Origin of the sequence: Paenarthrobacter sp. 4246 (genome assembly GCF_040546855.1) — a bacterium.
Lineage (GTDB): Bacteria > Actinomycetota > Actinomycetes > Actinomycetales > Micrococcaceae > Arthrobacter.
In genome coordinates this window covers 83,500-97,893 of record NZ_JBEPOP010000002.1, presented here as the reverse complement: position 1 = coordinate 97,893, position 14,394 = coordinate 83,500, and the positions used below count along the sequence as shown (strand labels likewise).

The window sequence follows — 14,394 nt, the reverse complement described above, 5'->3', positions numbered from 1 at the left end:
GCCGCGATCGCGTCACGTCCCCGGTGGGCCTGGCAGATGCTTGCCCGTTGCTGTCTGCGGCAGCGGGGGCATCGGATCCACCGGTTGCAGGGGACGCCACAGGAGTTCCGGAAGTGGTGGCAGGAACGGGCGACTGGTTCACCCGCCCATGCTACCTTTCCATCCTTGTCACAGCGTTGAGGTGCGGTGTTGGAGGCACCGCGGCATTAGGCTTGGCAGGTGGACGAACAGCGCAACACCCCGGATGAGGCTCCCTTCAGCGACGACCTGGACGAGGCAGCTCCTGCTGCCGGCACAACTCCGGGTGTAGGCAGGATTGTGCTGGCGGCTACCCCGATCGGCAACGTGGGCGACGCATCGTCCCGGCTGGTTGAGCTCCTGGCCACCGCGGACATTGTTGCCGCAGAAGACACCCGGCGTTTGCACCGGCTGGTGACGTCCCTGGGCGTGGAGGTCTCCGGGCGGGTCATCAGCTACCACGAGCACAACGAGGTTGCCAAGACCGGCGAACTGCTTGACTACGTTCGCGCCGGAAAAACCATCCTCATGGTCAGCGACGCTGGAATGCCCGCCGTCTCGGACCCCGGCTTCCGCCTGGTGGAGGGCGCTGTTGCTGCGGGCCTGACCGTCACTGCCGTCCCGGGCCCGTCTGCCGTGCTGACAGCCTTGGCACTCTCAGGGCTCCCCACCGACCGTTTCTGCTTTGAAGGATTCCTGCCACGTAAATCGGGGGAGCGGAACTCACGCCTCGCCGACCTGGCAGACGAGCGCCGCACCATGGTCTTCTTCGAGGCCCCGCACCGGCTCGAAGTGATGCTCCGTGCGCTGCACGAGCGGTTTGGACCGGAGCGGCGCGTAGCTGTATGCCGTGAGCTGACCAAGACGTACGAGGAAGTCATTCGGGGAACGCTGCGCGAACTGCTGGAGTGGGCAGAGAACAACGAAGTCCGGGGCGAAATCGCGGTGGTGGTGGGTGGTGCGCCTGAACAGGAGCCCGGCAAACCCGAGGACCACGTGGCAGCCGTGAACCAACTCATGTCCCAAGGCATCCGCCTGAAGGAGGCCGTGGCAGCAGTGGCCGACGATGCCCGCGTCAGTAAGCGGGAGCTGTACTCGGCGGTACTCGCGGCCCGCTGATCCGTGCTGTGCAGCTGCACAAATTGGCGGCTCCATGGCAGTGCGTGAAGGCGTAGACACTCCTTCTCGCGGGGCAGTACCGTGGCAGTAATTCACGCCACTTCCGGCAACGAACCCCCGTGGTGCAATTCTCCAAAGCACCCAAGACGAAGGAGTCGCCATGACTGTCACGGTTGAACGCGAAAGCGAACTGCTGGCTTCCGTCCCTACCGGCCTGCTGATCAACGGTCAGTGGCGTCCGGCTGGTTCCGGAAAGACCTTTGATGTTGAGGACCCGGCAACGGGCAAGGTCCTGCTCAGCATCTCCGACGCTGGTGCTGAAGACGGCGCTGCCGCCCTCGACGCCGCTGCTGCCGCCCAGGCTGACTGGGCACGCACCGCACCGCGCGAACGCGGCGAGATCCTGCGCCGTGCGTTCGAGCTCGTCACCGAGCGTGCCGAAGACTTCGCACTGCTCATGACCCTGGAAATGGGCAAGCCGCTGGCCGAAGCCCGCGGTGAAGTGACCTACGGTGCCGAGTTCCTGCGCTGGTTCTCCGAGGAAGCCGTCCGCGTATCCGGCCGTTACTCCGCAGCACCGGATGGCAAGAACCGCCTGCTCGTGCAGAAGAAGCCGGTAGGTCCCTGCCTGCTGATCACCCCGTGGAACTTCCCGCTGGCCATGGCCACCCGCAAGGTAGCCCCCGCCGTCGCCGCTGGCTGCACCATGGTGCTCAAGCCCGCCAACCTGACCCCGCTGACCAGCCTGCTGTTCGCCCAGGTCATGCAGGAAGCCGGCCTGCCCGCCGGTGTCCTGAACGTCATCCAGACCTCCACTGCAGGTGCTGTCACCGGCCCCCTGATCAAGGACGACCGCCTCCGGAAGATCTCCTTCACCGGCTCCACGCCGGTGGGCCAGGCCCTGATCCGCGAAGCCGCGGACAAGGTCCTGCGCACCTCCATGGAGCTCGGTGGCAACGCCCCGTTCGTCGTCTTCGAGGACGCCGACCTGGACAAGGCCGTTGAAGGCGCCATTGCCGCCAAGATGCGCAACATGGGTGAGGCCTGCACCGCAGCGAACCGCTTCATTGTGCACGAGTCCATCGCCGACTCCTTCGCGGAGAAGTTCGCCGCCAAGATCGGTGCGCTCACCACCGCCCGCGGCACCGAGCCCGAATCCAAGGTGGGCCCGCTGATCGATGGCAAGGCACGCGACGGCGTTCACGCCCTGGTGTCCGAAGCCGTAGCAGGAGGTGCCACAGCCGTCACCGGTGGTGCCGCCGTCGACGGTCCCGGCTACTTCTACCAGCCCACTGTGCTGAAGAACGTCGCCGCTGACGCCCGCATCCTCCAGGAAGAGATCTTCGGACCGGTAGCGCCGATCATCACTTTCTCCACCGAAGACGACGCCGTCCGCCTGGCAAACAACACCGAATACGGCCTGGTTGCCTACGTCTTCACCAAGGACCTCAACCGCGGCCTGCGCATCAGCGAAAGGATCGAGACCGGCATGCTCGGCCTCAACGCCGGTGTCATCTCCAACGCCGCCGCACCGTTCGGTGGCGTCAAGCAGTCCGGCCTGGGCCGTGAAGGCGGCTCCGAAGGCATCGAAGAGTACCTGTACACCCAGTACGTAGGTATCGCGGACCCGTACGCCGACTAGGCTGCTCTTTCCACCAAAGAGCCCGTCCGCCGCTCTCGCAACAAGAACGGCTGAGACACGCAAGGGCCCGGCTCCTGGAACCAAAAGTTCCGGTGGCCGGGCCCTTTGCTGTCTGGCTAGCGCCGCTGTGGAAGCACGCCGCGGAGCGTCCGCCACCACCGCGCGAGCCCGCGCCCCACAGCCGTAGCGAGCGACCTCACGGACCGGAACGGCGCCCCGAGCGCATGGACCCACCGGCGCATCATCGACGGCGGCAGCCAGTCAGCGCGGAAGCGCACCAGCCAGCGGGCATTGTTCCGCAACGTTTCACGCACGACGGCGATCCGCGTCGCCGCCGCTGGTGTCGCCGCTGGTCCCACCTGGCGGCCATAACGCTGCCGTTCGAAGTCCGAGGTGAGCGAGGCAACCGCCACGTGCGCGGCGTCGTCCATTCCACCCGCGTCTCCGAGGGCGGCACTGGAGCGAAGCCTGGTGGAGAAGTGCCTCGGCGTTTCGCTGGGCGTGGAGGGTAAACCGTAGTCCGTCGCCAGGTCCTGCAGTTCCGCCCACGCCAGCTCCGGGGCCGGATCCTTGTAGCCGGGCTGCAAGGCGTCGGCCTCATCGGGGGGTCTCTGGTTCAGGCGCCGCCGCCGCAGGACGGTCCTGCTCAGCCGCGGAGACCACAGGAAGGCAAGCAACAGCGCCACGGCTGCGGCGGTCCCGCCGATGACCGGCAGCGGGTTCGCACTGGAGGATTCCGTCGCCGGGGTTTCCACGCCAGGAAGAGGAACAGGGGCTGGTGTGGCCGGGGCCGGCGTGTTCAGGACCTCTTTCTCGTCCGCATTGGTGCTGAGGTTGCTGGGAACAGAGGTTTCCGTGGCGTACTCGGGAACAACGCCTCGCGAAGGAGTGGGCTCAAACGGGACCCAGCCGAGGCCTTCGAAGTACAACTCGGGCCAGGCGTGCGCATCCCGGGCGTCTACCTCGTACTCAGGGAAAGAACCTTGACCGACCAACGCCACGGACTCGCCCGTGAGCCGGCCTGGTGCGTAGCCCACGGCGATGCGGCTCGGAATACCCTCAGCCCGGGCCATGACGGCCATCGCAGAGGAAAAATGGACGCAGTAGCCACTCTTGACGGCCAGGAAATCGGCCAGGACCGAGAGCCCGTTGCCGTCGTAGCCGTTCTGGACCGGTGCCTGCAGGGAGTACGTGAATTCACCGGAGCGGAGGTACTTCTGGATAGCCAGGGCCTTGCCGTAGTTGCTCCCCGCGGACGCCGTGACGGAATCCGCCGTTTGCCTCACGATGTCAGGAAGGTTGCCTGGAATCCGGAGGAAATCCTCTGAGATGCCTTGGGGAGCTGCTGTGGCCTGGGACAGGGATTCTGCCGTGACCTTGGGTGCCCCGGAAAACACCACGTACCGCTGCGCGCGCGTGGTGGTCTCGGTGCTCATGATGCTCAGCGTGGCCGGATCCCAGGTCCAGCGTCCGTTGAGGCCGTTTACTGAGGCTGGCGCAAACGGTGCAGGGAGGTAGGGACTGGTGAAGAGGCCGGCATTGACGGACGTCACCGTGTTGACCACCTCGGCCTGGACGGAGTATCCCGTTTCAATCCTGTCGGCACCCGCGCGCCGCTGGGCCGCACGGTCGTCCGGTGCCCAGGTTTCGCCGTCGAAGTGGTCAATGGTGACAGACCTCAGGTAGAGCGGCCCGCTGGCACTCGTGGCGTAAGTAATGCGGCCCGATCCCGTGGGGCTCCGGAGGCTGTTGCCCAGGGTGATCATGGGATTGAGCCCGTTGGAGGTGCCCCACGGACTCAGCCGGGATCCTTGGGGGAACGTCCCTGTCTCGAATCCCGGGATGGCCAGCGGAACCACCATGGTCAGGGCCAGCGCCAGGCCGCCCGTCACCAGTGAACGCCTGAACTGGCCGGCGCCCCGCCCGGAACCGGACTGGAGCCTGGCGTCAGGGGCGAACCAGTGGCTGCACCCCAGAATCAGCAGATATCCCACAGCAGCGCCGACGAAGCCTGCAACGCCCACGCTCTGGGGTTTGATGGTGGCTGGAACCACCATGACCGCGAGGAGCCCGATGCCGCTGGCTGCCGGCATCGCCAAGGGAACTGCCAACGCGTCGATCAAAATCACCAGGAGCCCCAGGCAGGCGCACATGACGAACACGATCCCGGCGTTGGGCGCCACAGGGGCGCTTTCGGAGACCACAGTCTCGGCAGCACGTTTGATCAGGCGTCCGACGGCGGTAAACGTCCCGGCCGTGGGGATGAAACCTGCCAGGCTTTCCTGCCGGAAGAACGTAAAGCTGAGAATCCCCGCGAGCGAGGCAAAGGAACCAAGGGTGGCCAACAGTGGCTGGGCCCGGAGTGCCCGAAGAAGAGCCAAGGTCAGCGCGACAACCAGCACCGTGGTGATCAAGGGCATGAACCAGGCCCAGCCCCTGAGGACGCCGTTCAAGGACAAGGCAGCGCCCAGAACGGCGACAACGATCGATCCCGCCATGACCCAGGGGTAAGGCCCGGGCCTCGGGTTTTGCGGCCGCGAGGCCCCGGACGGCTTCGGGCCGGACGTTTTCCCGGGTTGGACCGGTGCGGGGGAGCCGCGGTGGGACGTAGCGGTCATCGGGGAACCGCCGCTCCACGCCGGACGTCCATGGCCGATCCTGCCGCGGCCACGATTCCCCCTTCATCAAAGGAGGACCAAGCGGCCGCCAGTTGGGTCCTGGACGTCACCACAGCCACCCGCCAACCGGCCAGGCGCAGGATCTCCAGCACGTCATCATTGTTCCGGGCGGCGTCAGTGACCATAAGGGCGAAAGCATTGGCTCCATAGGCTGCCGCGGGTGCCAGAGACTTGGCCTCATCGGGAGTCAGCGTGCCCAGCAGCGCAAGAAGAGGACCGCGAAGACGGTGGGCGGCGAGCTTATCCATGAGCCGGTCATCGAATACAGCATCGGCGGAATCAGCGGTGGCTGGGCCCGTTGCAGCCTCTGCCCTGTGGTGCTCCGCCCGGATATGCCGGGGACCGCTGAGTTCGATGGCGGCCAGCCCTTCAGCGATGGCCTGCAGGCCTCCGATGCCCGAGAACTCTTCGGCATCCGGCTCCGGTGCCGAGCGCGAACGGATGAATGCCGGGCTTCCGAAAACATCGAGCATCCGCAACGAGTAATTCCACTCCGACAGATGGGCCGCAACGGACATCGCTGCCGTCACCACCCATTCAAAGCCAGGGCTGGTGACCAGGTCCGAGTCCTCGTCGTGGGTTCCGAACATGGAACCTGTTCCTGCGGCAAAAGCCGTGAAGCGCTGGTCCAGGATGAGGGTGGCTTCCGGGGTAGTGACGGATTCCTCCTGGCGGACCATCAGTTGCCCGTGGCGTGCCGTGGCAGCCCAATGCACGCGGCGCATGGGATCGCCGTGCCGGTACTCCCGGGTCATGATGTCGTCGTCGCTGGGGTTGGCCCTGATGCGCGTGGCGGTCACGCCATCGTTGCCGCGCGCGCCTGCAAGGCCCGTGACGGGAAGTTCGACGGCGGCCGGCGTCACGGTGAGGATGTCGCCGTCGTCGATGGCATGCCGACGCAGCGACAAGCCGAAGGGGTCACTGAACTCCGCCGTCACCGGGCCGATGCGGAACTGTCCGCGCTTGCCGGAACGAAGCTGGTATTCGTAGCGGCTGGTGCCTCCCGACGCTGAGCGGGCCGGAAAACGGAACGCCGGAGGCTCGCCGAAGCGGGGAGGCAACTGCTCCTCCATGATCACGTGCCCTGTGGAATACGAGGACCGTGCTACAGCCAAACGAACGGTGGTGGTGCTGGAAGTTTCCACAGTGGAGGGGTTGAACTCCCGGTACACCTGGAACTTGGGCTTCAGAATCCGGACTCCGGCGAGGGCCACCAACGGCAGGAGAAGCAACAAGACCGCGAGCGTCAGGAGATCCCGCCTGCCCATGACCCAGGCACACCCCAGCGAGACGGCTCCGGCCGCCAGCAATCCCCAGCCGCGGTTGGTAAACAAATGCTTGGGGAGCCGATCCACGAGCGCCATTTCTGCCTCCTAGGCGGTGTGCCTGTCCCTGCGCCACGCGTTGGGCGGTTCCTGGGCAACCGGCAGGGCGGCCAGGATGCCCCGGAGGATGCTCTGCGGCGTATCACCTGAGCTTGCCGCTTTCCGGTCCAGGATGATCCGGTGGGCGAGCACCGATTCGGCCACGTCCACTACGTCATCCGGGAGAACAAAGTCCCGGCCGTCCAACGCGGCGGTTGCCTTGGCTGCACGCAACAGCTGCAGCAAGGACCGCGGGCTGGCACCTAGGCGGAGACGTGCGCTGTCGCGGGTAGCCCGCCCTATAGCCACGGTGTACTCCTTGATGGCCGTGGACACATACACCTGCTGGACGGCAGCGATCATGGCCGCGACGTCGGCGGCAGTGACCACTGGGGTCACCTTGGCCAGGGGAGAGGAGGCCTGATGCGTCTCCAGCATTTCGATCTCGGCTTCCTTGTCCGGATAGCCCATGGAAATCCTGGCCATGAAACGGTCCCGCTGGGCTTCGGGCAACGGGTAGGTGCCCTCCATCTCGATGGGGTTCTGGGTGGCGACCACCATGAAGGGCAGTCCCAGTTGATAGGAATGCCCATCAACGGTGACTTGGTGCTCTTCCATGCACTCAAGAAGCGCGGACTGGGTTTTGGCCGAAGCCCGGTTGATTTCGTCGCCGATCACAATGTTCGCGAAGACTGCGCCCGGCCGGAACTCAAATTGCCGGGACGACTGGTTGTAGATGGAGACGCCGGTGACATCCGACGGCAGGAGATCCGGCGTGAACTGGATGCGGGAGACGGTACAGTCCACGGTCCGCGCCAGTGTCTTGGCCAGCAGGGTCTTGCCGACGCCGGGAACATCTTCCAGCAGGAGGTGGCCTTGGGCCAGCAGAACCGTCAACGCGAGTTTCGCGGCGTCGGCCTTGCCGTCAATGACCTTGTTGATGGACCCCAGGATACGTTCGCTGGCATCGTGGAACCGCTCCGCGTCCATGACCTGAGGCCTGTGTCCATTGAGTGCTGCACCATCCCGCGGCAGCGTACTGTAAGCCTCGCCCTGGAGCGGGCTGGGTTCAACGGATACTTGACGCTTGGACTCCATGGGTTGCCCTTCAGCCGTGGCCACTGCACCAGCAATCTTGATGATGTGTTGCTGTTCCTGACCGTCTGTCCGTTCCAGACTACCCAGACATTGGCCGCGGCTGACATAGTGCTCAGGAATTTATGTGCCGAGTGGAATTTATCTCTGCCCACCCGGCCGCTGCCTCAGGGGGACCGTGGTCCGATTAAGGTGGAAGCATGTGTAATTCGCTCGCCCCTGTTGCGTACCGCGCGTCATCCGAGGATGCAGATTCCCGCAAGGAGTACCCGCCGGCACCGGAACCCCTCCCTGTTCCCGTCATGGACAACCACACGCACCTGGATTTCCGGCACGGACTGATCGCGGTCTCGGTCCGCGATGCGATGGACTCGGCTGAGGCCGTAGGTGTGCACGGAGCGGTCCAGGTGGGCTGCGACCTGGAGTCGTCCCGTTTCACCGTGCAGGCAGTGGACGCTGATCCGCGCCTGCTCGGAGCCGTAGCAATCCACCCCAACGATGCCCCGGTGTACGCCGGGCGCGGTGAACTGGAGTCAGCGCTCGCCGAGATCGAAGAGCTGGCAGCCCACCCGCGGATCCGCGCCATCGGTGAAACGGGGCTGGATTTCTTCCGGACCCACGGGGAAGGGCTGGTGGCCCAGCGGTACTCGTTCCGGCGCCACATCGACATCGCCAAGCGGTTGGGGCTGACTTTGCAGATCCATGACCGCGACGCCCACGACGACGTGGTGCAGGTGTTGATGGAGGAAGGAGCCCCCGAACGGGTGGTGTTCCACTGTTTCTCCGGAGACGAAGAATTGGCCCGGATCTGCAACCAGAATGGGTGGTACATGTCGTTTGCGGGCACCATGACGTTCAAGAATGCCGGGAACCTTCGCGCAGCACTGGCCATTGCCGAGCCACAGCGGATCCTGGTGGAAACCGATTCGCCGTTCTTGACCCCCCACCCTTACCGTGGGCGGCCGAACGCGAGCTACATGGTTCCTTACACTGTCCGGTCCATGGCGGAAGTGACTGGAGACGACCTCTCCGAGCTCTGTTCGCGTTTGGCGGAAAATACGCTCCAAGCCTACGGCTCCTGGGCCTGAGACGTCCCTTCGGGGCACCTTCCCCGTGCCCGTGATGAATACCCGGTATGCAGAAGTCTTGGTTGGTTTATAACAGATCGGTTACTGTGTTAAACAAGTAGCCGGGGTCGGGGAAGGCCTTCGGACAGCTGGGCCGGTTGAATCCGGCCTTCATCAGTTGAATGTAATTGGCGGCGCAGATGCCGGCAGCAAGTGTGGGACCAGGCTTTGTGCCTGGCCCCTCCGTTTTGCCGCTGGCATTATTTCTGTGCTTTTCCCCGTGCCCGGATGGTCTGAGAGTTATGGGCAATCGTGATCAAGTTCTTCACAACGGATGGCAAGTTCAGCTTCCTCAAAGTCGGTGCCCAGTTGCTGGTTGTTGCAGCGCTGGTGGTCGGAGTCGTCGCCTTTGTGGGCAACAACAAGACTGTCACCCTCAACGTGGACGGCAAGGTGAGTTCCATCCAGACCTTTGGCGGCACAGTTGACCAAGTGGTCAAGGCGGCCAAGGTTGAGCTGAAGGACGCTGACAGGGTCTCGCCCGCCCTCGATGCCCGGGTGGATAACGGCTCCGTGGTCAACATCAATCTCGCTAAGGCCGTGTCCATTGAATTGGACGGCGCGCGCAAGACCGTGAACACGAATGCCCCGGATGTCGCCGCGCTGGTCAGCGAACTTGGAGTGGCAAGCTCCTCCGAGATCTCCCAGCCGAAGGAAGCATCGCTGGAAGTCACCGGCTCCTTTGTCTCCATTTCAACTCCCAAGACCATCAGCGTTGTTGCCGACGGCAAGGACACCAGCACCACCACGACGGCGGCCGACGTCGCCACCGTGCTCAAGGACACCGGCATCACCGTCGGCGCCAACGACCGCATCTCCCAGCCTGGCAACGCGCCCATTGTTCAGGACATGGTGATCAAGGTCTCCCGCGTGGACACCAGCAAGACAGCCGAAGCCACCGAGGAAGTGCCCTTCGAAAGCGTGAAGACCGAAACCGCCGAGCTGTTCAAGGGCGAAGAGAAGGTTACCCAGGAAGGCGTAGCCGGTTCGCTGGTCAAGACGTTCAAGCTGGTCATGGTTGACGGACGTGAAGCATCGCGGGCCCTCGTCTCAAGCAATGTCACCACCAAGCCGGTCACTGAAAAGGTCAGCGTTGGCACCAAAGCCCGCCCCGTTGCTGCTCCGGCCAAGGCAGCAGCAACCTCCAGCGGCCCCACGGGTGCCCCGAACGAAGGCATGTGGGACAGGATTGCCCAGTGCGAGTCCGGTGGAAACTGGTCCATCAACACCGGCAACGGCTACTACGGCGGCCTTCAGTTCTCCAGCCCGACGTGGCTTGCCAATGGTGGCGGAGCTTACGCTCCCAACGCCAGCCTGGCCACCAAGGCCCAGCAGATTGATATCGCCAACCGCCTCTACGCCAAGAACGGCCTCCGCGACTGGGGCTGCGCGCACGCAGCCTGACCCTCCACAGGCGATACGATACCTAGGTGACTGAACCGAATTCCGAACCCGCCGCCGTCGCGCCTTTGCTGGGCGCCACAGACATCCGACGGCTTGCCGAGGAAATCGGTGTACGCCCAACGAAAACCTTGGGGCAGAACTTTGTAATTGACGGCAACACCATCCGCAGGATTGTGGCCGCCGCAAACATCGGCTCCGACGAAACCGTGCTGGAAGTCGGCCCGGGACTTGGTTCGCTGACCCTCGGCCTGCTGGACGCAGCCAAGACTGTTGTGGCGGTGGAGATCGACCCCGTGTTGGCGGAGAAACTGCCGGCGACTGTGCGCGCTTGGCGGCCCGGAGCGGAAGACAACTTCCACCTGGTGCTCTCAGACGCCATGAAGGTCACCGAACTGCCCGTACCTCCCACGGCGCTGGTGGCAAACCTGCCATACAACGTTGCTGTCCCCGTGGTCCTTCACCTCCTGCAGCACTTCCCGAGCCTGCAGCACGGCCTGGTCATGGTCCAGGATGAGGTAGCTGACCGGCTTGCCGCGACTCCCGGGTCCAAGATTTACGGTGTTCCATCTGTGAAGGCCGCTTGGTACGGGCACATGCGCAAGGCCGGTGTCATCGGCATGAACGTGTTCTGGCCCGCACCCAAGATCCATTCGGGACTCGTGGCTTTCACACGCCACGACCCGCCCCGGACGCATGCCACCCGCGAGCAGGTTTTTGCCGTTATCGATGCTGCGTTTGCCCAACGCCGGAAGACCCTCCGGGCTGCGCTGGCCGGCTGGGCCGGGAGCGCCGCTGAGGCAGAACGATGCCTGGTTGCGGCCGGCGTGGACCCCACCGCGCGCGGCGAAGTCCTGGATATCTCCGCCTACGTCAAGATCGCCGAAGCCCGCCACCCCGTGGACGCATGAACCCGGGCACCCGCAAACCCAGCAGCCTGCCGTTCGCGGGGGACCGCTTCCATGCCCGGACAGTACGCGTCAAAGCGCCCGGGAAGGTCAACGTCTCCCTGAGCGTCGGACCGCTGCGGCCTGATGGCTACCATTCGGTGGCCAGCGTCTACCTTGCCGTTTCCCTCTACGAGGAAGTGGCGGCAACCAGCACCGAGGCCCAGGGAATCACCGTCAGCATCAGCCCTGACAGCACCCTCGACCTCGACGGCGTGGACATTCCGCTGGATGAACGGAACCTTGCCTACAAGGCCGCGGCCATCATGGCCGAAATGTCCGAGAAGCCCACCGGTGTCCACCTTGAAATCACCAAGCGCGTGCCTGTGGCCGGTGGCATGGGCGGCGGTTCAGCGGATGCCGCGGCAACCCTGCTGGCCTGCGATGCCCTGTGGAACAGCGGACTGTCCCGCGAGGAACTGGCGCATCTGGCGGCCGAGTTGGGCGCAGACGTGCCGTTCTCGCTCCTGGGAGGCACCGCCGTCGGGCTGGGCGTGGGCGACAAACTCTCCCCGGCCCTGGCCAAAGCCCAGATGGACTGGGTGCTGGTTTTTGCAGATTACGGGCTCTCGACACCTGACGTGTTCCGGACCCTTGACGGACTCCGGGATTCCGAGGGCATGGATATTCCGGAACCCGTGGCAGTGGACCCCACCATCCTCCAAGCGCTCCGTCATGGAGACCCTGAGACCCTCAGCCGGGTGCTGATCAACGACCTCCAGAGGGCTTCCATTACGCTTGCGCCTCAACTTCGCGACACCATCGGACTGGGCGAAGCGCGGGGTGCCTTGGCCGGAATGGTCTCTGGCTCCGGCCCCACTATCGCGCTGCTTGCACGCGACTCCGTTTCAGCCAGTGTCCTCGCCGACGAGTTGACCCACCGCGGCCACACTGCCTTGGCGGTGCACGGCCCGGTGCCCGGCGCCCGGATCATCTCCGATACCCTCCTTTAGTACCTCCGCATTCCAGCAGTAGAAAGTAGTACCCATTGGCCCACCTGCTTGGCGGCGAAAACCTCACCGTTTCGTTCGCGACCCGCACTGTCCTCGACGGCGTCACCCTCGGTTTGGAGGATGGCGACCGCATCGGCATGGTGGGGCGTAACGGCGACGGCAAATCTACCCTCATGCGCCTGCTCGCCCTGCGCTCGACGCCGGACTCCGGACGGGTCACCAAACGGGGCGATGTCAACGTGGGCTATCTGGACCAAGGCGATGTGCTCGACGGCGACCTGACAGTCGGCGCCGCGATCGTCGGCGACCGCGCGGACCACGAATGGGCTGCAAACGCCAAGATCCGCGAAGTCATGGGCGGACTGGTGGGCGACGTCGACTGGCACGCCAACGTCCACGCCCTTTCCGGTGGCCAAAAGCGCCGCGTTGCGCTGGCCAAGCTCCTCATCGAAGACCACGACGTCATCATGCTGGACGAACCCACCAACCACCTGGACGTCGAAGGCGTCGCCTGGCTGGCCCGGCACCTGAAGACGCGCTGGCGCGCCAACCAAGGCGCCTTCCTGGTGGTCACCCACGATCGCTGGTTCCTCGACGAAGTCTGCAATTACACCTGGGAAGTCCACGACGCCATGGTGGACATGTTCGACGGCGGATACGCCGCCTACGTTCTGGCCCGCGCCGAGCGTGACCGCATGGCCTCCGTCGTCGAAGGTAAACGCCAGCAGCTCGTCAAGAAGGAACTCGCCTGGCTCAGGCGCGGTGCACCTGCCCGTACCGCCAAGCCCAAATTCCGCATCGAGGCTGCCAACGACCTCATTGCCGACGTGCCCGATCCCCGTGACTCGGTGGCGCTCAGCAAAATGGCCACTGCACGTCTCGGTAAGGACGTACTGGACCTCGAGAACATCACCCTGGACTTTTTGGGCGGCGAGAGCGGTCAAAAGCTCTTTGACAACATCACGCTGCGGCTCGCACCGGGCGAACGCCTGGGTTTGGTGGGTGTCAACGGTGCGGGGAAGTCCACCCTGCTGAAACTGCTGAACGGTGAGATTCAGCCGACCTCCGGCAAGGTCAAGCGCGGCAAGACCGTGGTTACCGCGGTGCTGACGCAGGATGTCAAAGAGCTCGACGACGTCTCCGACCTGCGGGTCATTGAAGTCATCGAACGCGAAAAGCGGTCCTTCAGTGTGGGCGGCAAGGAATTCACCGCCGGCCAGCTCGTGGAACAACTGGGGTTCACCAAGGAAAAGCAGTGGACACCCGTCAGCGACCTCTCAGGTGGTGAGCGCCGCAGGCTCCAGCTCCTGCGCCTCCTGGTAGGGGAACCCAATGTCCTCATGCTCGACGAACCCACCAACGACCTCGACACCGATACCCTGGCCGCCGTCGAAGACGTCCTGGACGGCTGGCCCGGGACCTTGGTGGTTGTCAGCCACGACCGTTACCTGCTGGAACGCGTCACCGACAACCAGATGGCGTTGCTCGGCGACGGCAAACTCCGCGGCCTGCCCGGCGGCGTCGACCAATACCTTGAGCTGCGTGAAGCCGCCCTTGCGTCCGGCGCTGTTGGTGGGGGCTCGGGCGCGCCGACTTCTGCCAGTTCTTCTTCCGCTGCTGCTCCATCCGGTGCCAGCGAAGCCGAAAAGCGAGAGGCCCGCAAGGACCTCAACAGGATCGACCGCCAACTCGGCAAGATCTCGCAGCAGGAAGACAAGCTCCACACCCAAATGGCAGCGAAGTCCGAATCCGGCGACTTCGACGCCCTGGGGGAACTCAACGCCAAGCTGCAGGAGTTGCTCGAGGAAAAGGAAGGGCTGGAGCTGGAGTGGTTGGAGGCTGCTGAGATCCTCGGCGAGTAGATAGTGGGTCAGCCGCACCATCGAGTGCGTGCTGGCTCGTTCCTCGCGACGCGGCACAGCGGGTCGCCGATGACCCGCTGACCGCGGATTACCGATGCTCTCTCATATCCCTCGGGTTTGGGATGGATGCTCTTTCATATCCCTCGGGTTTGGGGTGGATGCTCTTTCATATCCCTCGGGTTTGGGGT

At 64.5% G+C, this 14,394-nt stretch carries 10 protein-coding genes; 7 read left to right on the top strand and 3 right to left on the bottom strand.

From position 1 onward, the window contains the following. Positions 1 to 219 precede the first annotated feature (219 nt). Both rsmI and ABIE35_RS03170 read left to right on the top strand, forming a co-directional pair. Positions 220 to 1,137 (top strand): 16S rRNA (cytidine(1402)-2'-O)-methyltransferase, encoded by a 918-nt coding sequence (gene rsmI, locus ABIE35_RS03175; RefSeq protein ID WP_502921349.1) that lies wholly within the window; start codon positions 220 to 222, stop codon positions 1,135 to 1,137. Between the two features lie 160 nt (positions 1,138 to 1,297). Beyond that, positions 1,298 to 2,779: an NAD-dependent succinate-semialdehyde dehydrogenase gene (locus ABIE35_RS03170; RefSeq protein ID WP_142939845.1), complete on the top strand. Its 1,482-nt coding sequence runs from the start codon at positions 1,298 to 1,300 to the stop codon at positions 2,777 to 2,779. 116 nt (positions 2,780 to 2,895) lie between these two features. On the opposite strand, the gene ABIE35_RS03165 is transcribed toward ABIE35_RS03170, so the two are convergent. Genes ABIE35_RS03165 through ABIE35_RS03155 form a run of 3 tightly spaced genes read right to left on the bottom strand, consistent with a single transcriptional unit; the run spans position 2,896 to position 7,919 of the window. Further along, complete coding sequence (locus ABIE35_RS03165; RefSeq protein ID WP_354512419.1) at positions 2,896 to 5,397, bottom strand: transglutaminase TgpA family protein; 2,502 nt, start codon at positions 5,395 to 5,397, stop codon at positions 2,896 to 2,898. Further along, positions 5,394 to 6,821, bottom strand: a complete 1,428-nt coding sequence (locus ABIE35_RS03160; protein ID WP_354512418.1) for a DUF58 domain-containing protein — start codon at positions 6,819 to 6,821, stop codon at positions 5,394 to 5,396. The genes ABIE35_RS03165 and ABIE35_RS03160 overlap by 4 nt, the downstream gene beginning before the upstream one ends. A gap of 9 nt (positions 6,822 to 6,830) precedes the next feature. After that, positions 6,831 to 7,919, bottom strand: a complete 1,089-nt coding sequence (locus ABIE35_RS03155) for an AAA family ATPase (protein WP_354512417.1) — start codon at positions 7,917 to 7,919, stop codon at positions 6,831 to 6,833. Positions 7,920 to 8,116: 197 nt separating this feature from the next. Here ABIE35_RS03155 and ABIE35_RS03150 point away from each other — a divergent pair, with 197 nt between their 5' ends. From ABIE35_RS03150 to ABIE35_RS03130, 5 genes are all read left to right on the top strand, one after another. Beyond that, positions 8,117 to 9,004 carry a TatD family hydrolase gene (locus ABIE35_RS03150; protein ID WP_354512416.1) on the top strand — a complete coding sequence of 296 codons (888 nt, stop codon included), beginning with the start codon at positions 8,117 to 8,119 and terminating at the stop codon, positions 9,002 to 9,004. A 291-nt stretch (positions 9,005 to 9,295) separates the two neighbouring features. Beyond that, positions 9,296 to 10,447, top strand: coding sequence for a resuscitation-promoting factor (locus tag ABIE35_RS03145; RefSeq protein ID WP_354512415.1), 1,152 nt, complete (start codon positions 9,296 to 9,298; stop codon positions 10,445 to 10,447). Positions 10,448 to 10,473: 26 nt separating this feature from the next. Beyond that, positions 10,474 to 11,355 (top strand): 16S rRNA (adenine(1518)-N(6)/adenine(1519)-N(6))-dimethyltransferase RsmA, encoded by an 882-nt coding sequence (gene rsmA / locus ABIE35_RS03140; RefSeq protein WP_354512414.1) that lies wholly within the window; start codon positions 10,474 to 10,476, stop codon positions 11,353 to 11,355. Then, complete coding sequence (locus tag ABIE35_RS03135) at positions 11,352 to 12,344, top strand: 4-(cytidine 5'-diphospho)-2-C-methyl-D-erythritol kinase (RefSeq protein WP_354512413.1); 993 nt, start codon at positions 11,352 to 11,354, stop codon at positions 12,342 to 12,344. The genes rsmA and ABIE35_RS03135 overlap by 4 nt, the downstream gene beginning before the upstream one ends. A gap of 35 nt (positions 12,345 to 12,379) precedes the next feature. Beyond that, positions 12,380 to 14,206, top strand: a complete 1,827-nt coding sequence (locus tag ABIE35_RS03130) for an ABC-F family ATP-binding cassette domain-containing protein (RefSeq protein WP_354512412.1) — start codon at positions 12,380 to 12,382, stop codon at positions 14,204 to 14,206. The last annotated feature ends 188 nt before the right edge of the window (positions 14,207 to 14,394 follow it).

What these genes read in the sequence shown, in the direction of transcription:
- ABIE35_RS03135 (WP_354512413.1), top strand. Translation starts at nt 11,352, where the DNA reads ATGAACCCGGGCACCCGCAAACCCAGCAGCCTGCCGTTCGCGGGGGAC.
- ABIE35_RS03150 (WP_354512416.1), top strand. Translation starts at nt 8,117, where the DNA reads ATGTGTAATTCGCTCGCCCCTGTTGCGTACCGCGCGTCATCCGAGGAT.
- ABIE35_RS03170 (WP_142939845.1), top strand. Translation starts at nt 1,298, where the DNA reads ATGACTGTCACGGTTGAACGCGAAAGCGAACTGCTGGCTTCCGTCCCT.
- ABIE35_RS03165 (WP_354512419.1), bottom strand. Translation starts at nt 5,397, where the DNA reads ATGACCGCTACGTCCCACCGCGGCTCCCCCGCACCGGTCCAACCCGGG.
- ABIE35_RS03155 (WP_354512417.1), bottom strand. Translation starts at nt 7,919, where the DNA reads ATGGAGTCCAAGCGTCAAGTATCCGTTGAACCCAGCCCGCTCCAGGGC.
- ABIE35_RS03160 (WP_354512418.1), bottom strand. Translation starts at nt 6,821, where the DNA reads ATGGCGCTCGTGGATCGGCTCCCCAAGCATTTGTTTACCAACCGCGGC.